General features: G+C 60.6%; 19 protein-coding genes. 7 read left to right on the top strand and 12 right to left on the bottom strand.

The annotated features are described in order from the left end of the window. Positions 1-14: 14 nt before the first annotated feature. The 3 genes from cpaB to ACK6D9_RS03850 form a co-directional block, all read right to left on the bottom strand. A complete protein-coding gene (cpaB, locus tag ACK6D9_RS03860) occupies positions 15-824 on the bottom strand; it encodes a Flp pilus assembly protein CpaB (RefSeq protein WP_322987756.1) in 810 nt (269 codons plus the stop codon). A gap of 388 nt (positions 825-1,212) precedes the next feature. After that, a complete protein-coding gene (locus tag ACK6D9_RS03855; RefSeq protein WP_412050696.1) occupies positions 1,213-1,728 on the bottom strand; it encodes a prepilin peptidase in 516 nt (171 codons plus the stop codon). A gap of 124 nt (positions 1,729-1,852) precedes the next feature. Continuing rightward, complete coding sequence (locus tag ACK6D9_RS03850) at positions 1,853-2,026, bottom strand: Flp family type IVb pilin (RefSeq protein ID WP_267654698.1); 174 nt, start codon at positions 2,024-2,026, stop codon at positions 1,853-1,855. Between the two features lie 421 nt (positions 2,027-2,447). On the opposite strand from ACK6D9_RS03850, the gene ACK6D9_RS03845 reads away from it, so the two are divergent. The 3 genes from ACK6D9_RS03845 to ACK6D9_RS03835 all read left to right on the top strand — a co-directional run bounded on the left by ACK6D9_RS03845 (position 2,448) and on the right by ACK6D9_RS03835 (position 4,242). Beyond that, positions 2,448-2,864, top strand: coding sequence for a pilus assembly protein N-terminal domain-containing protein (locus tag ACK6D9_RS03845; RefSeq protein WP_412050695.1), 417 nt, complete (start codon positions 2,448-2,450; stop codon positions 2,862-2,864). Positions 2,865-2,992: 128 nt separating this feature from the next. After that, a complete protein-coding gene (locus ACK6D9_RS03840) occupies positions 2,993-3,619 on the top strand; it encodes a TadE/TadG family type IV pilus assembly protein (RefSeq protein ID WP_322987759.1) in 627 nt (208 codons plus the stop codon). 50 nt (positions 3,620-3,669) lie between these two features. Then, the gene (locus ACK6D9_RS03835; protein WP_322987760.1) at positions 3,670-4,242 is read left to right on the top strand and encodes a TadE/TadG family type IV pilus assembly protein; all 573 of its coding nucleotides are present in this window, start codon (positions 3,670-3,672) and stop codon (positions 4,240-4,242) included. A 137-nt stretch (positions 4,243-4,379) separates the two neighbouring features. Here ACK6D9_RS03835 and ACK6D9_RS03830 read toward each other — a convergent pair whose 3' ends face one another. Beyond that, positions 4,380-5,315 carry a phosphate/phosphite/phosphonate ABC transporter substrate-binding protein gene (locus ACK6D9_RS03830; RefSeq protein ID WP_412050694.1) on the bottom strand — a complete coding sequence of 312 codons (936 nt, stop codon included), beginning with the start codon at positions 5,313-5,315 and terminating at the stop codon, positions 4,380-4,382. A gap of 132 nt (positions 5,316-5,447) precedes the next feature. On the opposite strand from ACK6D9_RS03830, the gene ACK6D9_RS03825 reads away from it, so the two are divergent. The 4 genes from ACK6D9_RS03825 (at position 5,448) to ACK6D9_RS03810 (ending at position 9,155) form a co-directional block, all read left to right on the top strand. After that, a complete protein-coding gene (locus ACK6D9_RS03825; protein ID WP_322987762.1) occupies positions 5,448-6,668 on the top strand; it encodes a phosphopentomutase in 1,221 nt (406 codons plus the stop codon). Beyond that, complete coding sequence (locus tag ACK6D9_RS03820; protein ID WP_412050693.1) at positions 6,665-7,636, top strand: adenosine deaminase; 972 nt, start codon at positions 6,665-6,667, stop codon at positions 7,634-7,636. Before ACK6D9_RS03825 ends, ACK6D9_RS03820 begins: the two co-directional genes overlap by 4 nt. A 181-nt stretch (positions 7,637-7,817) precedes the next feature. After that, positions 7,818-8,447, top strand: coding sequence for a uracil phosphoribosyltransferase (upp, locus tag ACK6D9_RS03815; protein ID WP_322987764.1), 630 nt, complete (start codon positions 7,818-7,820; stop codon positions 8,445-8,447). A gap of 153 nt (positions 8,448-8,600) precedes the next feature. Further along, positions 8,601-9,155, top strand: coding sequence for a TIGR02281 family clan AA aspartic protease (locus ACK6D9_RS03810; RefSeq protein WP_412050692.1), 555 nt, complete (start codon positions 8,601-8,603; stop codon positions 9,153-9,155). Positions 9,156-9,281: 126 nt separating this feature from the next. Here ACK6D9_RS03810 and deoA read toward each other — a convergent pair whose 3' ends face one another. The 8 genes from deoA to ACK6D9_RS03770 all read right to left on the bottom strand — a co-directional run bounded on the left by deoA (position 9,282) and on the right by ACK6D9_RS03770 (position 18,853). Continuing rightward, complete coding sequence (gene deoA, locus ACK6D9_RS03805) at positions 9,282-10,592, bottom strand: thymidine phosphorylase (protein WP_412050691.1); 1,311 nt, start codon at positions 10,590-10,592, stop codon at positions 9,282-9,284. 8 nt (positions 10,593-10,600) lie between these two features. Further along, positions 10,601-12,991: an aldehyde dehydrogenase family protein gene (locus ACK6D9_RS03800; protein WP_412050690.1), complete on the bottom strand. Its 2,391-nt coding sequence runs from the start codon at positions 12,989-12,991 to the stop codon at positions 10,601-10,603. A gap of 10 nt (positions 12,992-13,001) precedes the next feature. Beyond that, positions 13,002-13,913: a deoxyribose-phosphate aldolase gene (gene deoC / locus ACK6D9_RS03795; RefSeq protein WP_322987793.1), complete on the bottom strand. Its 912-nt coding sequence runs from the start codon at positions 13,911-13,913 to the stop codon at positions 13,002-13,004. A gap of 110 nt (positions 13,914-14,023) precedes the next feature. Next, complete coding sequence (locus ACK6D9_RS03790; RefSeq protein ID WP_412050689.1) at positions 14,024-14,821, bottom strand: purine-nucleoside phosphorylase; 798 nt, start codon at positions 14,819-14,821, stop codon at positions 14,024-14,026. Beyond that, positions 14,818-15,210 carry a cytidine deaminase gene (locus ACK6D9_RS03785; RefSeq protein WP_412050688.1) on the bottom strand — a complete coding sequence of 131 codons (393 nt, stop codon included), beginning with the start codon at positions 15,208-15,210 and terminating at the stop codon, positions 14,818-14,820. The genes ACK6D9_RS03790 and ACK6D9_RS03785 overlap by 4 nt, the downstream gene beginning before the upstream one ends. Before the next feature lies 1 nt (position 15,211). Next, positions 15,212-16,183, bottom strand: coding sequence for an ABC transporter permease (locus tag ACK6D9_RS03780; RefSeq protein WP_412050687.1), 972 nt, complete (start codon positions 16,181-16,183; stop codon positions 15,212-15,214). Between the two features lie 4 nt (positions 16,184-16,187). Next, entirely contained in the window at positions 16,188-17,321 is a 1,134-nt protein-coding gene (locus ACK6D9_RS03775) for an ABC transporter permease (protein ID WP_412050686.1), read from the bottom strand. After that, positions 17,318-18,853: an ABC transporter ATP-binding protein gene (locus ACK6D9_RS03770; RefSeq protein ID WP_412050685.1), complete on the bottom strand. Its 1,536-nt coding sequence runs from the start codon at positions 18,851-18,853 to the stop codon at positions 17,318-17,320. Before ACK6D9_RS03770 ends, ACK6D9_RS03775 begins: the two co-directional genes overlap by 4 nt. Positions 18,854-18,902: the final 49 nt, after the last annotated feature.

The raw sequence follows: 18,902 nt of genomic DNA, 5'->3' as shown, positions 1-18,902 counted from the left end.
GTTCGTTCTCCGCTTTAGTTGGTGGCGCCAACTTTGGTGATGGCCCCGGAGCGGATCAGCTGGATGGCTGCTGAGCCGTCTTCGCCGCTCAAAAGATATTTCGCACCGGCTGTGTCAGATTCCTGAACATCGGCAACACTGCGCAAGGCCAGGGTCAACCGGTCAGCCATCTGCTGGGCAACCGTGATGATCTTGGTCTGTTCGGGGGTGAGTTCGAGGGTCGCCGTGGTACCGACTGCCGTCCGGTTGCCCTCGGCATCCTGTTCAATCCGTTGGTCGATCGCCAGAATCCGGATGTTCGACAGAATGACTTCGGTCAAAAATCCTTCTTCCGCAGTCTTGCGGCGCACCATGATCACGTCGACCCGGTCGTTGGGCAGAATGAACCCACCGGCACTGGTGGCTACCGAAATTTCCGTGGCGATGGCGCGCTTACCGGCAGGAAGCAGCGAAGACATGATCCGCGAGGATGAATCGACAATCTTTTCGGGCCGAAGCGGTTCGCCAGCAAATACCGGCAGCCGGACAATGGCGCCGGTAAGTTCGGCGACCGCTTCCGGCCGCGCATCGCGACGGACCAGCCCTTCGACCACCCCATCTTCGGGCCAGCCCTTCCATTCCAGGTTTTCCTCGTTCAACCGCGCGCCCACTGGCAGGCTGGCGTTGACCACCAGCACATCAATGGTCGGCATCTTCTTGATGACCGGTGTGGAGGACATTTCATTTACCTGGACCGTGGGAGAGGTCAGGTTCATGGCCAGATAGCCGGCCAATCCTGCTGCCAGAACAGCCACTGCCATGATGACGACGCGGGCGGGTTTCATGCTGTTTCCTCGAACGAGTATCAGGTACGTTGTCCGCAGGATGCATTTGCAATCGTGTAATTATGGTTAATAACCGGCAAGCAAACAGGGTTAATGCAATATTGAAGCGCTGCAGCTTGGCATCGGTGTCGGTCTGCAGACCGGCTGGCGATAACCAAAGGGGGCCGTTCGGAAGGCGAGAAAACCCAGGCGTCTTCGCCGGATCATCTTCAGGCGCGACGCTCAACCGCCCAAGCTCGAACGGCGAACGTGGCGGATGCCCACTGGCGACGGGACAGGCTCCAGCCGGTTTTGGTGGAGATGGTCTAAGGAGTTACAAGGGCCGAAGTGGGTATCAGGTCCACTCTCAATTCGGCTTCAGGCCATTGCGCCCTAAAACGTCAATATCTCAGTTCAGCCGGCTGAGCGCCTGGATGAAGATCTGCGAATTGGGAAAGGTCGCGAAAGCCGCGGCGCCAATGGCGACGCCATAAGGAATGCCGGCGCGATCCTGGAAAAAATGCATGGGAATTGGCACCCGCGAGACCAGCAGGATATTCTGATTGGCGCGGATCATCAGCACCATCACTGCCAACAGGCCGCCAAAGACGCCGGTCATGCCAAGAAAAGCGACGAGATCGATATTGAAGCCATACCAGAGCGCTGCAGCGCTGAGGATCTTGGCATCGCCGCCACCCATGACATTGAAGGCAAACAGGGCAAAGCAGCCCGCAAACACGGCGACTGCCGCAGCCACCGACCATGCCAGTGTGACCAGGTCCATGCCGGTAAAGGGAGCGACGATAAAGAACGAGATCGCCAGAATGACCGAAACGCGATTGGGAATGGTCATGGTCAGAATGTCAGAAAACGCCGCCATGGCCAAGCATAGCGGCAGGATGACAAAAATTGCGGCCTCAACCATCTACATGCTCCCGGTTTCGACAAACAGCCTATCGGCGAGTCCTTAAAAAACCGCTTCCCCACCTACGAAAAAGCCGCCTCGAAAGGCGGCCTTTTGATTACATGCTTGTAGCAAGCAGCAGTTATTACTGCGAGTCGTTCATCTTGTTGGACAAGAACTGGAACTGGTTGTTCAGGGTGTTACCGAGCGTGGAAGCGCCGGTGATCAGAGCAACCGAAATCAGTGCAGCGATCAGGCCATATTCAATAGCAGTCGCGCCGGACTCGTCCTTGACGAAACGATCAAAAAGATTCTTCATGGGTTTGTTCCTTCATCCACTTGGGTTTTCAGCACTCCGCCAACTGCTTCGGTTGGTCGGATGAGCTGATAATAGGAGCGGGGGTTTTCAAACCACTTAATGAACAAGGTTAGCAAATGATTTCCAGGACAAAGCAACGCTCATGGTAAACAGAGGGTTGCCGCCACGGCAGCACTCCGACCTGGCGATCAACACGGCCTGAATGAGGATCCTATACGTGCACCGGCGGCATATCAGCCGGTGATGCTGCTTTATATATAATAAAGCGGGAAACGCTGTGATTGCGGTCTGGACGGCCCTCGGGGTTCATACCCGCAGGCGGTGGCGGAAATTCAATTTCATCCTGATTGCCCGGCCTTAAGGCTTCATTCACCATTCCGAGCGACTTTAGAGGAGATATCCGCAATTCCGAGGAAACGGCATGACCTATCCTATTCCTGTTCACCGTCGGCTCCTGTTTGCAGTCTGCGGCCTGACGCTCACCGCCGCGACAGCGTTTCCTGCCGGGGCAACCGAGGACATGATCCGGGTCTTCATGGATCACGCACGCATCCTCAAGCTCGACCGCACGGTCAGCAAGGTCATAATCGGCAATGCCGGTGTTGCCGATGTCACCATCGCAGATCCGCAAACCATCGTGCTGACAGGCAAATCCTACGGCACCACTAACCTTGTCATTCTCGATCAGGCCGGCGACGCGATTGTCGATGAACGGATTCTGGTTTCCGTCGACGAAGCCAATACCGTGCGTGTATTCAAGCAGATCGAACGCTCGGTGTATTCGTGTTCTCCTTCCTGTGAAAAACACGTCCCCACCGCCGCAGCCAAGACACCCTAAAAAAGTCGCGGGCCGCTGGTTTATGTTTCCTTAACCAGCAGTAAACCGTTTTCGATGCTTGTGTTACGAATAGTCAACTAGTTTGTCTTATTATCGCTTCCTGACCATGGATGTCCGGGAGTTCGAAGATGAAATTCGAAGAGCACAGGCGCAAGACGCAGCCCGCAAAGGGCGTGCGGCGGCTTTTCTCTCGTTTTCGTCGCGACAAGGACGGTTCTGCCGCCATTGAATTCGGGATGCTGGCTCTCCCGTTCTTTCTGCTGATCTTTGCCACCATTGAAGCATTCATCGCCTTTGCCGGTGAACAACTGCTGCAGAACGCGGTCGACACAATGGGCCGCCAGATCCGTACCGGACAGATCACCTTCAACATGGGCCGCCCTACCGATCTGACCGAGAAGCAGTTCCGCACCGAGTTCTGTGGCGAAATCAGCCTGATGATCAAATGTGCAGACGAGGAAGATCCTGACGACCAGAAGCTCTATCTGGATGTACGGGAATTTGCGGAATTCGCCGATATGCCCAATTACATCCCGCGGACCAGCGGCGCCCAGTTTTCAGATCTCGATTCATCCGACTTCGATTATGACCCCGGCGGCCCCGGCACGATCAACATCGTGAGGGCCTATTATCGCTGGGAGGTCATGACCGACCTGGTTCGCCCGTTCATCACCAATATTCGCAAGGAAGGCGAAATGCCCCGTGATTACCTGATGGTGGCAACCGCGGCGTTTCGCAACGAGCAATACCCTTGAGCGACACCCCGGAACTTGAACTGCAAGGCCAACCGCAAGGAAAAGCAACCATGACAGGCGTGCTAATTGGGCTAAGGCGCATCGCCCGGAAACTGCGCGGCAACCGGGATGGCGTGGGCGCGGTGGAGTTTGCGCTGATCGCGCCGGTACTGATCGTTCTCTACATGGGATCGCTGGAAATTTCTGTCGCCATGTCGGTCAACAAAAAGCTCGCGCGCGCCGCCAGCACCGTGGCCGACCTGATCACCCAGGAAGATTTCGTCGACAAGGCCAAACTGGCGTCGATGGACAATGTGGCGCAAGCGGTCATGACACCGTTCAAGTCCAACGGAATGGTCTTGAAAGTCACTGGCATTGACATCAACAGCGCCGGCATCGCCAAGGTGGCGTGGTCGTGGAAAAACGACAACACGAAGCCCTATGCGACCAATTCCACCCAGACCTTGCCAGCCAATCTGGCAATTCCCGATACTTTCCTGGTCCGCACAGAGCTCGAATTCCCGTACGACATGATGATGTTCCTGCCCGACTCCAAGGGGTTGGAGTATCGCACCCTGAACATGAAAAAGACCTACCATCTTCGTCAGCGCATCGGCACCGAACTGGACTGCAGCAATTGCTGACCGGCGGGTTCGGCGAAATTGCCCGTCGATTGCATCTTCCCCACCCGCGACGGGTGGCGGCGCTGTATCTCGTTGAACCAATGCATGTATGCAGTCGCCCAAATTAATACGTTTGGACGCGTCATGCATGCGACGGATCAGCGGGCTTGAATTTCGGGATCAGACGACGCCTCCACCAGCCCCGCGACATTGCGATAATCCTGCGGGTCGGGGGTGACGTAGCCACCGGCAAAAAACGGCTCGAATATATCCAGCAACCCCGGCGCCGATTTCGGCATTTGATCTAAAAACGCCCCCAGCGCCTCGACCAGATCATCGGGAAGCGACCGGTGAACCGCATGCGGGCCATAGGGAACGCGCTGAGACGACCAGAGTACCCGCAGCGGATCCGCGGATTGCATCCGATCGTGGTTCCAGCCGCCAAACAACCGCCCGGTATCGGATCCGGCGGCATCGGGAACATCGGGCAGCCAGCCAAAAAATCCATCTACTTTTCCTGACCGGTAAAGGTCGATAACAGCGGCAATACTGCCAGCTCGGACCAACTGCGGCCGGTCAAGGCTGCCCGCATCCATCGCCTGGCTTGGTATTCGCCATCCGGATACGGAATCGGCGCGCGAATAGGCCACCTTCAGCGCGCTGATCGGTTTGGTAACCTTGTCGCGCACGACCAGCACCGAACGAAAGCCGGTGGAGCCATCGGCAGCAACCGGGGTACGAAGCGCACGAACGCAGCCACAGACCGCCTCTGTGGCGACAAATGAACGCGTCGAATGAATCGCATAACCGATCCGGCCGCTGGCATGGGCGTCGATCAGGGCCGCATAGCTGCGCATCCTGATGATCTCGACGGGGATTCCCAGCGCCGTGGAGAATGCGTTCTTGACCGCTTCAATCTTGATCGGGTTGGCGGCGGCAGGATGGCTTTCAACAACGCCGATGCGCAGCACCGCTACCGATTGCCGATAGTCGGCCTGTGCGGCGTTGACGGCAAACATGCAGACGACAACAACAGCGGTACAAAGTGCTCGAAAGCAGTGGGCAGATGAGGCCAGGCGCGCGGGGATGATCATGGTTATTCTATATCACAGCCTTGGCTGACGCTGAGCGACATGGTGAAAATAGGGTTACCGGGTTTGATCGTGGATCGCACTTCCGGCGGGCGCCGAATCCGGATAGCCTAAAGACTGATTGGAGACACCCGCATGGCCCGCGCATTCCTGTTCGTTCTTGATTCCTTTGGCATCGGCGGGGCGCCGGATGCGGAAGCCTATGGTGATCTGGGGGCCAACACGCTCGGCCATATTGCCGAGCAATGCGCAGCCGGTCTTGGTGACCGGGAAGGATTGCGCGCCGGCCCGCTGGCATTGCCGCATATGCAATCGCTGGGTCTGGCCGAGGCAGCTCTTGCAGCATCAGGCAACATCCCCGCCGGATGGTCGCTGACGGCACGGCCACGCGGTCTCTACGGCTCAGCCAGCGAAGTTTCGCACGGAAAGGACACGCCGTCAGGACATTGGGAGATCGCCGGCCAGCCGGTGATGTTTGACTGGGGCTATTTTCCCAATGACGGCGCGGCCTTCAGTGACGAGCTCGTCGCAGCGATTATCGAAGAAGGCAAGGTGCCCGGAATCCTGGGAAACTGCCATGCATCCGGTACCGAGATTATTGCCAGTCTTGGCGCCGAACACATGCGCAGCGGAAAACCGATCTGCTACACATCGTCGGATTCAGTGTTTCAGATCGCCGCTCACGAAGAGAGCTTCGGTCTTGAGCGGCTGCTTGAGTTGTGCAGGACCGTGCGCCGCCTGGTGGATCCTCTCAATATCGGGCGGGTGATCGCGCGGCCGTTTGTCGGCTCCCCCGAAACCGGTTTCGATCGTACCGGCAACCGCCGCGACTTCTCCGTGCCGCCCCCTGGCCCGACGCTGCTTGACCAGGTCAGCGAGAGTGGCCATCGCGTGTTCGCGGTCGGCAAAATCAGCGACATCTTCGCCCATCAGGGTGTCACCGACCTGCGCAAGGCAAATGGCAATGCGGCGCTTTTTGAAGCAACCGTCAAGGCCGCGCAGGATGCCGGCGACGGCGATCTGGTGTTTACCAATTTTGTTGATTTCGACATGCTCTACGGCCATCGCCGCGATGTGCCGGGCTACGCAGCCGCACTTGAGGCACTGGACGCGCGGTTGCCGCGCTTTGCCAAAATGCTCAAACCCGGCGATCTGGTGCTGATGACTGCCGACCATGGCTGTGATCCGACCTGGCGGGGAACCGACCATACCCGAGAGCGGGTGCCGATCCTTGGCTTCGGACCGGGAATTGCGGCGCGTGACGTCGGCGTGCGCTCGACCTATGCCGATATCGGCGCCAGCGTGGCGGCACATCTCGGCCTGCCGGTAACCGCCAGCGGAAAGAGCTTCCTGTGAGCACGTTGGTGAAGAAAGCAGAACTGCATTGCCATATCGAGGGCGCCGCCCCGCCGGCACTGGTCGAGGCACAAGCCGCCAGATACGGAGCCGATGTTTCAGGTTTCATATCCGACGGTGCCTATGTCTGGTCGAATTTCACCGAGTTTCTCACCGCCTATGACGGCGCGGCGGCGCTGTTTCGCAGCCAGGCGGATTATGCACTGCTGGCGCGCAGCTATCTCGAGGGCATCGCCGCCCAAGGTGCGATCTACGCCGAGATCTTCGTCTCCCCCGATCATGCGGTCGCAGCGGGTCTCACACCTGCAGCCTATTTCGACGGTTTGGCCGACGGCATCGCTGCAGCCAGGAGTAGCACCGGCATCGAGTGCCGGATGATCATCGTCGGGATCAGGCATCTGGGCGCAGACAAGGTCGAGGCGGCTGCACGCCTTGCCGCCAGCAGACCGCACCCCTTGATCACCGGCTTTGGCATGGCCGGCGACGAACGCTTCGGCAAGGTCGCCGATTTCGCCCGCGCCTTTGACATTGCCCGAGACGCCGGACTGGGACTCACCATCCACGCAGGCGAATTGTGTGGCGCTGAAAGCGTCCGCGACGCACTTGATCATGTGCGCCCAAGCCGGATCGGCCACGGCGTTCGCACTGCCGAAGACGCGGATCTGGTCAGGCGGATTGCCGACGAGGCCGTCGTGCTTGAGCTTTGCCCCGGCTCGAATCTGGCGCTCGGGCTCTATCCAGACATTTCCCACCATCCGTTTGACCGGTTACGGCGGGCGGGCGTCAGGGTGACATTGAATTCCGACGACCCGCCCCATTTCGGGTCATCCGTAGGCCATGAATACCAGTTGGCAGCCGATGCCTGGGGGTATGATGCTGCGGATTTGACAGGCTTTACCCGGACTGCGCTTGAAGCCGCCTTTGTCGAAGAGCCGCTGCGCGCAATTCTCTTGGGACAGCTTGACTGAAACCGGTCTAACCGGTTGCCGCGCGTTGCCAATCCGTGTCTAAATCGGGATCGGTTCACGCCGCGCGCCAGGATCATGTCCGCGTTCGCGCAGGCATCGGCATTTTCGAGCAGCGGGGCGGTCGCGCCTATCGGGTTTCAGCCCGGCAATGCACCCGCTCATAGCTTCAAGGCAGGACATCATGGACGGCGTTACGGTCATCAACCATCCGCTGGTGCAGCACAAGCTCACCATCATGCGCAAAAAGGAAACCTCGACCGCCGGCTTCCGGCGGCTGCTTCGCGAGATTTCGACGCTCTTGTGCTACGAGGTCACCCGCGATCTCGAACTGACGATGGAGCGCATCGAAACACCACTGACGGAAGTCGACTCGCCGGTGCTGGAAGGCAAAAAGCTGGTATTCGCCTCGATCCTGCGTGCCGGCAACGGCCTGCTCGAAGGCATGCTCGACCTGGTTCCTTCCGCCCGCGTTGCGCATATCGGCGTCTACCGCGATCACGAGACGCTGGAGGCAATCGAATACTACTTCAAGGCGCCCGAAGACATCACCAACCGGTTGGTGATCGTTGTCGACCCGATGCTGGCAACGGGCAATTCGTCGATTGCCTCGGTGGAAAAGCTGAAGGAGCGCGGCGCGCAGAATATCCGCTTCCTGTGCCTTCTTGCGGCGCCGGAAGGCATCCGCAATTTTCAGGAAGCGCATCCCGACGTGCCGATATATACGGCATCGATCGACAGTCATCTCAATGAAAAAGGGTACATCGTACCCGGTCTGGGCGACGCTGGCGACCGGATGTACGGCACGAAGTAGACCCAGGACCATCTGCCGACCGGTCGCTGACAGGGCGTAATCGGTTGTGATCTCCTTAACCAAAGCCTCTGATTTTGAGGCCGGCTGCCCGGGATTTCACTGCCCGTTAGGCACGCGTGTGGTTACGTCGCCCGCACTATCAGGAGTCCGGGCATGATCAAGAAGCTGTTTCTAATAACCTGCGTTGTGCTCAGCACCGCCGCTTTGCCCCAATATGCACAGAACATTTCTGAATTCCTGGCGACACCCTCGGCACAGGAACCGGCAACAGAAAAACAGCTTGCACAGACGGTTGCCAAGACTCCTGCACGCCCGGTCGCCCATTATGCTGCGGGCTATCGGGCCGCCACCATCCAGATGGATAAAAGCGGACATTTTTCCGCTGATTTTCGCATCAATGGCCGCAATGTGCGTGGCTTGATCGATACAGGTGCGACCTATGTTGCGTTCAACATGTCCGCCGCGCGCACTCTCGGCCTCCGCTTGGGAGCATCCGACTTCGATCATCAGGTCAGCACCGCAAACGGCAACGTCAAGGCAGCAATGGTGATGCTCGACCGGATGGAGGTTGGCTCCATCTCGGTTGAAAATGTCGAAGCCTTCGTTCTGGAAGACAGGGCCTTGTCTTCGTTCCTGGTCGGCATGAGCTTCATGTCGAAGGTTCAGTCCTACCGGGTGGTGAAGGACAAGCTGGAAATGATCAACTGACGCACGCCGCGTTCGAGAGGATCAATCCGAACGCTCAGGTGCATGTGCCATCCAGATTACTGCCGGTCCTCTGCTCATCCAGCCCAACTCGCGGCGTAGAAGACGCGTGGCGAGCTGCCCGCACCCTCAGGCCTGACGGCCGAGAATGACCGGCGTCGGTTGGGGCATTGTCTCAGTGATCCGGATCGCCTTGTGCAAGTGCTGCCGCGCGGTCTCGACCTGGGCCTCGTCGCGCGCATGGATGATGGCGATCGGCGTATCCTTCTCGATCCGTGTACCAATCGGCAACAACCCGCTCAGGCCGACAGCATGGTCGACCGGATCGCTGGGGCGTGTGCGGCCGCCACCCAGTTCCACCACCGCGAGACCAACGCCGCGGGTGTCATAACCCGCCACATAACCGGCAGCTTGCGGCAGACAGTCGGCTATGACCGGAGCCTGGCCGAGATACCGGTCCGGATCGGCGAGAAGATCAGCCGGGCCGCCAAGTTCGGCTACCATGCGGTTGAAACGCTCCGCCGCACTGCCATCCTTGAGCGCCTTCAGCGCCTGTGCGGCGCCTTCGTCGGGATTTCTCGCCAGCCCGCCGGAGACCAGCATTTCCGCCGCCAGCGCAATCGTGACTTCGAGAAGCCGTGGATCGCGGGCCTTGCCGGTGAGAAATTCGATCGCGTTGCGCACCTCCACCGCATTGCCGGCAGCACTTGCCAACGGCTGGTTCATATCGGTGACCAGCGCCGTTGTCGGCATGCCGGCGCCGGTGGCGACCTCAACCAGCGAACGGGCCAGTTCGGTGGCGCGGTCGGGATTGTCCATGAATGCGCCATTGCCGCATTTGACATCAAGCACCAGCGCACCAAGCCCGGCAGCGAGTTTCTTGGAGAGGATCGAGGCGGTGATCAGCGGCACCGATTCAACCGTCGCGGTGACGTCGCGGATGCCGTAAAAGCGCTTGTCGGCCGGCGCCAGATTGCCGGTCTGGCCAATGATCGCGCAGCCACAGGACGCCACAACCCTGCGGAACAGCGCATTGTCGGGCATTGCGGTGTAGCCGGGGATCGATTCCATCTTGTCGAGCGTGCCACCGGTGTGGCCTAGGCCGCGCCCGGAAATCATCGGTACCGCCAGCCCGCAGGCTGCGGCGATCGGCGCCAGCATCAACGAGACATTGTCGCCGACGCCGCCGGTGGAATGCTTGTCGACCACCGGGATGTCCAGTTCGGGCCAGGACAATACCTCGCCCGAATCCCGCATCGACAGCGTCAACGCTACGGCCTCAGCCCGGCTCATGCCGTTGAAGAACACGGCCATGGCGAGCGCCGCAACCTGGCCCTCGCTGACACTGCCATCGGTCAGGCCGCGAACAAAATCCGCGATATCGGCGGGATCAAGCTCGCCGCCGTCGCGCTTGGCTCGGATGATTTCCTGGGGAAGCATGGGTCACCTCACACGCCGAACGGCGTCCATATGGTCTTGATGCGGACGGCGCGGAACAGGAACTCCTCGCCCTGTCCCTGAGTGGCGTCGAACCAGTCGCGCGCCTTGCCGTTGTTGGCCCACACTGCCTTGAGGTTTCCGGCGGATTCGCGCTCGACCAGCTCGGTCCCTTCGCGGCTGCCGAAATACCAGAGCGCAGCAATATCATCGTGCTTGGCCATGGTGTCGGCAAGCGTGTCGCGGTCACCGGTTAGGATGTTGACCACCCCGCCAGGCACGTCGGAGGTATCAAGCACCTGATAGAAATCACAGGCCGAAAGCGGTTGACGCGGCGAGGGCGTTACCACCACGCGGTTGCCCATGGCGATCGCCGGCATTACCAGCGACACGAATCCAAGCAGCGGCACCTCATCGGGACAGGAAATGCCCATCACGTCCCACGGTTCGTTGAGCGCCAACGTCAACATGCGCTTGTCCGGCGCGCGCACGGCCCCATCATATTTGTCGGCCCATGCGGCGTAATGCATGATCCGCGCCACCGAAGCCTCGACCTCGCGTTTGGCCGCGGAGGGCGAAGTGCCGGTTTCAGTCAGTCGCGAGGCAAATTCTGCAGCTCGCAGTTCAAGGTTCTCGGCCAGAAAATATAGTACCTGGGCGCGGGCGTGTCCGGTCATGCCGCTCCAGCCCGAAGCCTTGTGCGCCGCATTGACGGCGTTGCGGATATCCTTGCGGTTGCCCAGGCCGACCTCGGCCAGATGCTGGCCGTTCTTGCCGCTGACCGGGTAGGAATAGCCCGAATCGGGCCGCGCCTGCTTGCCGCCGACATACATCTTGACCGTACGGTCGAGGCCAGCGCCGGAGCCATCCGGTGCGGGCGTCGGCGCCGGAAGCGGATCGCTGGCGGGCAGGGATTTGGCTTTCTTCTGCCAGGATGGAACGAGATATTCGAGCATACCCTCGCGGCCACCCTCACGGCCAAATCCGCTCTCCTTGTAGCCGCCGAAGCCAGCCGATGCATCGAACAGATTGGTAGAGTTGATCCAGACAATGCCGGATTTGAGCGTGCGAGCCGCATCAAAGGCTTCGTCGAGGTTCTGCGACCAGACCGATGCGGCCAAGCCATAGCGGGAATTGTTGGCGAGCTGGACGGCTTCGCCCGGCGTGCGGAAGGTCATCGAGGCCAGCACCGGTCCGAACACCTCTTCCTGGGCCAGGGTCGACGAGGGTGCGACATGGGTAAACAGGGTCGGCGGGAAGAAGCAGCCATCGGCATTGGAAACCGTTCTGGCCCAGCTCGGCTGCCACATTGTGGCACCCTCAGCCAAACCGGCCTCGACCTTGGCGGTGATTTCCCTGATCTGTACCGGGGCGACAACGGCGCCCATGTCCATCGATTTGTCGAGTGGATCGCCAACCCGCAATTTTTCCATGCGGGCGCGCAGCTTGTCATGAAAACGGTCAGCGATGCCCTCCTGCACGATGGCGCGGGATCCGGCACAGCAGACTTCGCCCTGATTGAACCAGATCGCATCGACCACGCCTTCAACGGCGGCGTCGATATCGGCATTGTCAAAGACGATGAAGGGCGATTTGCCACCGAGTTCCAGCGACAGCTTCTTGCCCGAGCCGGCTGTTTGCCGGCGCAGCAACCGTCCGACCTCGGTGGAGCCGGTAAAGGCGAGCTTGGCAATGCCCTCGTGACCCGCCAGCGCCGCACCGGTTTCGCCGGCGCCGTTGACGAGGTTGAACACGCCCGCCGGCAAGCCGGCCTCGGCACAGATTTCGGCAAAGGCAATGGCGCTCAGCGGCGTGTGCTCGGCTGATTTGAGGACAACTGTGCAGCCCGCGGCAAGCGCCGGCGCCACCTTCCATGAAAGCATCAGCAGCGGAAAATTCCAGGGGATGATCTGACCGCACACACCCGCGGCCTCATAGCCCGGAAATGCGGTATCGCAGAGCTCCGCCCAACCGGCATGGTGATAGAAATGCCGAGCCACCAGCGGAATGTCGATATCGCGGGTTTCGCGGATGGTCTTGCCGTTGTCGAGCGTTTCCAGAACGGCGAGGAAGCGCGCGTGTTTTTGCACATGGCGCGCCAGCGCATAGAGGTGACGGGCGCGCTGGTTGCCCGACAGCGCCTGCCATTTCTTCTGCGCGCGGTTTGCCGCGGCCACGGCCTTGTCGACATCACCCGCATCGGCAATGGCCACATCGGCAAGTTTTTCGGTGTTGGCGGGGTTGTGGACCTCAAAGGTCTTGCCGCCCGGTTTGGTGAATTCGCCGCCGATGAAATGGCCAAAGCCGGTCTTGTGGCTCGTCAGCCAGGCGCGCACATCCTTGTCGTCTTCCGGCGCTGGCCCGTATTCCATGGTGTCGAGAATATCCCTGATCTGGTTCATTTCGGTGTCCTCACGCCATGCCGTGGCGGTCGGCCGACGAATAACGGCCGGTCACATTGTGTTCGATCTGCCGCTCGATGTCGCCCAGCAGCGAGCTGGCGCCGAAGCGGAACAGGTCGGGCTTGAGCCAGTCATTGCCGAGCTCTTCCTTCATCAGGATCAGCCAGGCAATCGCATCCTTGGTGGTGCGCAAGCCGCCCGCCGGCTTGAAGCCGCAGATCTGCCCGGTCATGTCCATGTAATCGCGCACCGCCCGCACCATTGTCAGGCTGACCGGAAGCGTGGCGTTGACAGCCTCCATCCCGGTCGAGGTCTTGACGAAATCGGCGCCGGCCATCATCGCCACCATCGATGCCTTGTAGACATTGGAGAGCGTTTTCAGCTCGCCGGTGGAAAGAATGGCCTTCATGTGCGCTTCGCCGCAGGCCTCGCGCATGGAACGCACCTCGTCATAAAGCGCCAGCCAGTTGCCGGTCAGCACGTGGCGTCGGGAAATGACGATGTCGATCTCGGCGGCGCCCTCGCCGACTGCATAGCTAATTTCCGCCAGCCGCTGCGGCATCGGCGTCAGTCCGGCGGGAAAACCGGTCGCCACCGAGGCCACCGGAACGCCAGAACCTTCGAGCGCCTTGACGGCAGTTGCCACCATCATCGGGTAGACGCAGACGGCGCCGGTGGTCAGGTGATAATCCTCGAGCCCCAGCGCCTTGACCAGATCGGCGCGCAGCGGGTTGCAGGCCTTGGCACAGAGCCGCTCGACCTTGCCGGGCGTGTCGTCGCCGGCAAGCGTGGTCAGATCAATGCATTCGATCGCCCTTATCAGCCAGGCAGCCTGCCAGGCCTTCTTGACCGTGCGCCGGGTGGTCAGCGTGGCAACGCGGCGTTCGGCGGCCGACAGGTTGACGGCCATGTTCTCGAACATGGCGGGAAGAAACTCGGTACCCGCATTGCGCTTGTGCGCCGGGGCAACGGAGACCAGCTCCGAGCCGGTGATTTCACGGTCCGCGGTTGCGGTCTGTGCGGTTTTGATTTTCATGCCATGTCTCCGATGGCGCGGGTGAGTATCGTGGCCAGCCGGTTGCCGCCCACGGGCGCCATTTCCTTGGTTTCCTGGTGGCTCAGTTCGCCGCCGGTCATTCCAGCACCGAAATTGGTGATCACTGAGGCAGCGGCGACATTCATGCCCAGGAAACGGGCGAGAATGACTTCCGGCACTGTCGACATGCCGACCGCATCGGCGCCAAGGGTCCGGGCCATGCGAATTTCCGCCGGGGTTTCGAAGCTGGGGCCGGAAAACCACATGTAGACACCTTCATGCATCGGCGTTCCGGTGGCGTCGGCGGCAGCCTTCAGCCGGGCCCCGAGATCGGTGTCATAGGCGCTGGTCATGCCGACGAAGCGGCGGTCGCTGGGCTCCCCAAACAGCGGGTTGGTGCCCGAAAAATTGATGTGATCGGTAATCCGCATCACCGAACCCGGCGGGATGTCCTCGCGCAGCGAGCCTGCCGCGTTGGTGAGGATCAGATGGGTGACGCCGATGCCCTGAAGCGCTTCAAGTGGCGCGCGCATGGCGTCGGCCCTGCCGTGCTCATAGTAGTGCACCCGGCCCGACAGCATGATCACCGGGGTTGAGCCGATATGGCCTGCCACCACCTCGCCGGCATGGCCGGAAACCCCGCTTTCAGGAAAGCCCGGCAACTCGCCATAGGGAATGCGCACCGGGTCGGTGACCGTATCAACCAGCGACCCGAGCCCGGAACCAAGCACGATCGCGTGACGCGGCATCAGCCCGCGCAGCCGGTCGGTCAAAATACCAATAACAGAACTCATCCGATCACCTCGGTTGCGAATGCAAAGGGAAGCAACTCATCCATCCGCACGGTTTTCTTGACGCCCTCGGCGTCGCACAGATGCACCAGCGTATCGGCATCGGAAAATTCCGCCAAGCGCTGGCGGCAGCCGCCGCAGGGCGAACACAGGTCGAGCTTTTCGGCAAACACCGCAACCTCGCGGATGTGTTTCGCGCCAGCCATCACCATGTGGCCAATGGCCGTGGTTTCGGCGCACCAGCCCTCAGGGAAGGAAACCACCTCGATATTGGCACCGGCATAGATCCGGCCATCATCGGCGCGAATGGCTGCGCCGACCGGGAATTGCGAATAAGGCGCATGGCATTTGGCCATCGCCGTGCGCGCAGCTTCAAACAGGTCATTGGCCATCTCAGCGTTCCTTGACATAGGGGACACCTCCGGCACGCGGCGGCACCGCCTTGCCGATGAAACCGGCGAGCAGCACCACGGTCAGGATATAGGGCAGCGCCTGCATCAATTGCACCGGTACTTCGCCGATGATCGGCAGCGCATTGCCCTGCATGCGGATCGACATGGCATCGAGAAAACCAAACAACAGGCAGGCAAACATCACATTGACCGGCTTCCACTTGGCAAAGATCAGCGCGGCAAGCGCGATGAAGCCCTTGCCTGCGGTCATGCCCTTCACGAAGCCGGCGGTCATTGCCATCGACAAATAGGCGCCGGCGATGCCGCAAAGAATGCCGCAGCAGATGACCGCACGATAACGCATCCAGGTCACCGAAATGCCGGCGGTATCGACTGCGCCGGGATTTTCACCGACGGCGCGCAGCCTGAGCCCGAAACGGGTCCGGTAGAGCACCCACCAGGTGAACGGCACCATGGCAAAGGCAAAATAGGTCAGAAGGAAATGGCCCGACAGCAGGTTGGCATAGATCGAGCCGATGATCGGCACATCGGCAATTTCGGCTGCAAACGGCAACTCGACGGTGGTAAACCGCGCGCCGTCAACCAGTTGCGGCGTGCGCCCGCCCTGCCGGAACCAGGCCTGGCCGAGAATCACCGTGGCGCCGAGCGCGATGAAGTTGATCGCTACACCGGAAACGATCTGGTTGCCGCGCTGGGTGATCGAGGCGAAGGCATGCACCAGCGCCAGGCAGACCGAGACGAAGATCGCCGCGGCAAGTCCGATCAGGGCCGAACCAGTGACAGCCCCCGCCGCGCCGCCGGCAAAGGCTGCGGCCAGCATCTTGCCCTCGAGCCCGATATCGAAAATGCCCGCACGCTCCGAATAGAGTCCGGCAAGGGCCGCCAGGATCAACGGAACCGAGACCCGGATTGTCGATTGCAGGATGATGATGAGCGTATCGAAATATTGCATGATCTCACTCCGCCGCCGGTTCGGGCGCGGTATCCTGAACCGCGCCGAGGGTGGCAAAAAACGTGGTGATGGCGGGTCGGAACATGTTTTCGAGCGCACCCGCAAACAGGATCACCAGGCCCTGGATGATGGTGATCATGTCACGCGAGATCTGCGGCATTTCGAACGAAATTTCCGCCCCGCCCTGATAGAGCACACCGAACAGGATCGCCGCCGGAATGATGCCGGCGGGATGCGAGCGGCCCATCAGCGCCACGGCGATGCCGACAAAGCCGGCGCCGGTGACGAAATCGAGCTGCATGCGGTGCTGATCGCCCATGATCGGGTTGAGCGCCATCATGCCGGCGAGCGCACCCGACAACATCATGGTGATGATGATGATGCGGGTTTCGCTGATGCCGGCATAGCGCGCCGCGCGGGGGCTGTGGCCCATGGTGCGGATTTCGTAGCCGAGTTTGGTGCGCCAGATCACCACCCACACCACGAAGGAAGCGACCAGCGCCAGCAGAAAGGTGAGGTTGAACGGTGCGCCGCCGATATCGAGCCCGAAAATCGACAGCAGCCAGTCAAGCCGCGGCAATTGCCCGGCATCGGCAAAGGTGCGGGTCTGCGGCGCCATCGAGCCCTCCGCCTTGAGCACATCAACCAGCACATAAACCATCAGGCTTGAGGCGATGAAGTTGAACATGATGGTGGTGATAACAACGTGGCTGCCGCGCTTGGCCTGCAGCCACCCGGGAATCAGCGCCCAAAGCGCGCCCATCATCGCCGAGCCGACAATGGCGGCAGGGAAAACCACATACCAGGGCATGTACTGATCCAGCCACAGCACCGGCAGCGCCACGCCAAGACCCGCAACATAGGCCTGCCCCTCGCCGCCGATGTTGAACAGCCCGCAATGGAAGGCAACGGCGACGGCAAGCCCGGTAAAGATGAAGTTGGTGGCGTAATAGAGGGTGAAGCCTATCCCCTCGCCATAGCCAAAGGCACCTTCGATCAGCAGGCCAGCGGCGCGCAGCGGGCTTTCACCGACCGCCAGAACCACAAGTCCAGCCACCAGGAATGCGACCACGAGATTGATCAGCGGAATCAGACCGTAATCCACCCAGGCCGGCAGTTTTGCATAGGGCGTGCTCATTGTGCCGCCTCCCTGGCATCTTCAACACCGGCCATCAGCAGGCCGAGCTCGCCTTCCGAAGTTTCGGGCGGGCGTTCGCCGACAATACGGCCATCAAACATGACCAGCACGCGATCGGACAGCGAACGGATCTCGTCGAGCTCGACCGAAACCAGCAGCACCGCCTTGCCGGCATCGCGCATTTCGATGATGCGCTTGTGAATGAACTCGATGGCGCCGACATCGACGCCGCGGGTCGGCTGGCCGATGATCAGCACCGGCGGATCCCGCTCCATCTCCCGCGCCAGCACGATTTTCTGCTGGTTTCCGCCGGAAAAATTGGCCGTCTTCAACCGCGGATTGGGCGGACGGATATCGTATTTCTCGATCTTCTCGACGGCGTCCTTGCGGATCGCGTCGATGTCGACAAACATGCCGCGAAGATATTTCGGGTCGTCGTGATAGCCCAGGATCGAATTCTCGCTTTCATCGAACTTGAGCACCAGCCCCATGTTCTGACGATCCTCGGGCACGTGCGCGAGACCGCGATGGCGCAGGCTCGACGGGTCCGCCTCACCGGTCACGTGGATCGGTTCACCCTGCAACAGCACACGGCCCTTCAAGCCGCGGCGGATGCCGGCAATCGCTTCCAGCAATTCGGACTGACCGTTGCCGGCGACGCCGGCTATACCGACGATTTCGCCGGCACGGACATCAAAGGAGACGTTCTTGACCATGTCGACGCCGCGTGAATCGCGTACCGTCAGGCCTTCAACCGCAAGCAGCACCTCGCCGGGGGTGGCCGGTCCCTTGTCGACCCGCAACAGCACCCGGCGGCCAACCATCAGTTCGGCCAGTTCCTCGACCGAAGTCTCGGCCGTGGTGCGGGTTGCCACCATCTCGCCGCGCCGCATCACCGAAACCTCATCGGTAACCGCCATGATTTCGCGCAGCTTGTGGGTGATCAACAGGATCGTCTTGCCCTGCGCCTTGAGCTGTTCGAGAATCCGGAACAGGTGATCAGCCTCGGCCGGGGTGAGCACGCCGGTGGGCTCGTCGAGAATCAGGATTTCAGCGCCCCGGTAGAGCGCCTTGAGGATTTCCACGCGCTGCTGGAGCCCAACCGGCAACTCCTCGATGATGGCGTCCGGATTGACCTCGAGTTCATACTCGTGTTCCAGCCGCTTGAGCTCGTTGCGCGCCTTGGTAATGCCGGCATTGAGGATTTGGCTGTCTTCCGCACCGAGCATGACATTTTCCAGAACCGTGAAGTTTTCGACCAGCATGAAGTGCTGGTGAACCATGCCGATGCCGGCAGCGATCGCCGCGTTCGGGTCCTTGATCACTGTCTTCTTGCCGTCGACGAAAATATCGCCCTTGCCGGCCTGATAGAAGCCGTAGAGAATCGACATCAATGTCGACTTGCCGGCACCATTTTCCCCGATGATCCCGTGGATGGTGCCTTTGCGAACGCTTAAATTGATATTCTTGTTGGCGTGGACAAGCCCGAAGCGCTTGTCGATCCCCTTGAGTTCAATGGCGATATCGTTCATGTGCTCTCGTTTTTATTAGGGATCGTCATGACCCGCCCCTGTCACGGTT

The sequence above is a fragment of the Hoeflea sp. Naph1 genome (genome assembly GCF_046837775.1).
Lineage (GTDB): Bacteria > Pseudomonadota > Alphaproteobacteria > Rhizobiales > Rhizobiaceae > Hoeflea.
This window is presented reverse-complemented; position numbering and strand designations above follow the sequence as displayed.

Bases quoted from the DNA above. Each gene is read 5' to 3' on its own strand.
- ACK6D9_RS03770 (WP_412050685.1), bottom strand. From the start codon at position 18,853: ATGAACGATATCGCCATTGAACTCAAGGGGATCGACAAGCGCTTCGGG.
- ACK6D9_RS03825 (WP_322987762.1), top strand. From the start codon at position 5,448: ATGGCCCGCGCATTCCTGTTCGTTCTTGATTCCTTTGGCATCGGCGGG.
- ACK6D9_RS03780 (WP_412050687.1), bottom strand. From the start codon at position 16,183: ATGCAATATTTCGATACGCTCATCATCATCCTGCAATCGACAATCCGG.
- ACK6D9_RS03810 (WP_412050692.1), top strand. From the start codon at position 8,601: ATGATCAAGAAGCTGTTTCTAATAACCTGCGTTGTGCTCAGCACCGCC.
- upp (WP_322987764.1), top strand. From the start codon at position 7,818: ATGGACGGCGTTACGGTCATCAACCATCCGCTGGTGCAGCACAAGCTC.
- cpaB (WP_322987756.1), bottom strand. From the start codon at position 824: ATGAAACCCGCCCGCGTCGTCATCATGGCAGTGGCTGTTCTGGCAGCA.
- ACK6D9_RS03835 (WP_322987760.1), top strand. From the start codon at position 3,670: ATGACAGGCGTGCTAATTGGGCTAAGGCGCATCGCCCGGAAACTGCGC.
- ACK6D9_RS03790 (WP_412050689.1), bottom strand. From the start codon at position 14,821: ATGAGTTCTGTTATTGGTATTTTGACCGACCGGCTGCGCGGGCTGATG.
- ACK6D9_RS03830 (WP_412050694.1), bottom strand. From the start codon at position 5,315: ATGATCATCCCCGCGCGCCTGGCCTCATCTGCCCACTGCTTTCGAGCA.
- deoA (WP_412050691.1), bottom strand. From the start codon at position 10,592: ATGCTTCCCCAGGAAATCATCCGAGCCAAGCGCGACGGCGGCGAGCTT.
- ACK6D9_RS03850 (WP_267654698.1), bottom strand. From the start codon at position 2,026: ATGAAGAATCTTTTTGATCGTTTCGTCAAGGACGAGTCCGGCGCGACT.
- ACK6D9_RS03845 (WP_412050695.1), top strand. From the start codon at position 2,448: ATGACCTATCCTATTCCTGTTCACCGTCGGCTCCTGTTTGCAGTCTGC.
- ACK6D9_RS03785 (WP_412050688.1), bottom strand. From the start codon at position 15,210: ATGGCCAATGACCTGTTTGAAGCTGCGCGCACGGCGATGGCCAAATGC.
- deoC (WP_322987793.1), bottom strand. From the start codon at position 13,913: ATGTTCGAGAACATGGCCGTCAACCTGTCGGCCGCCGAACGCCGCGTT.
- ACK6D9_RS03855 (WP_412050696.1), bottom strand. From the start codon at position 1,728: ATGGTTGAGGCCGCAATTTTTGTCATCCTGCCGCTATGCTTGGCCATG.
- ACK6D9_RS03775 (WP_412050686.1), bottom strand. From the start codon at position 17,321: ATGAGCACGCCCTATGCAAAACTGCCGGCCTGGGTGGATTACGGTCTG.
- ACK6D9_RS03800 (WP_412050690.1), bottom strand. From the start codon at position 12,991: ATGAACCAGATCAGGGATATTCTCGACACCATGGAATACGGGCCAGCG.
- ACK6D9_RS03840 (WP_322987759.1), top strand. From the start codon at position 2,993: ATGAAATTCGAAGAGCACAGGCGCAAGACGCAGCCCGCAAAGGGCGTG.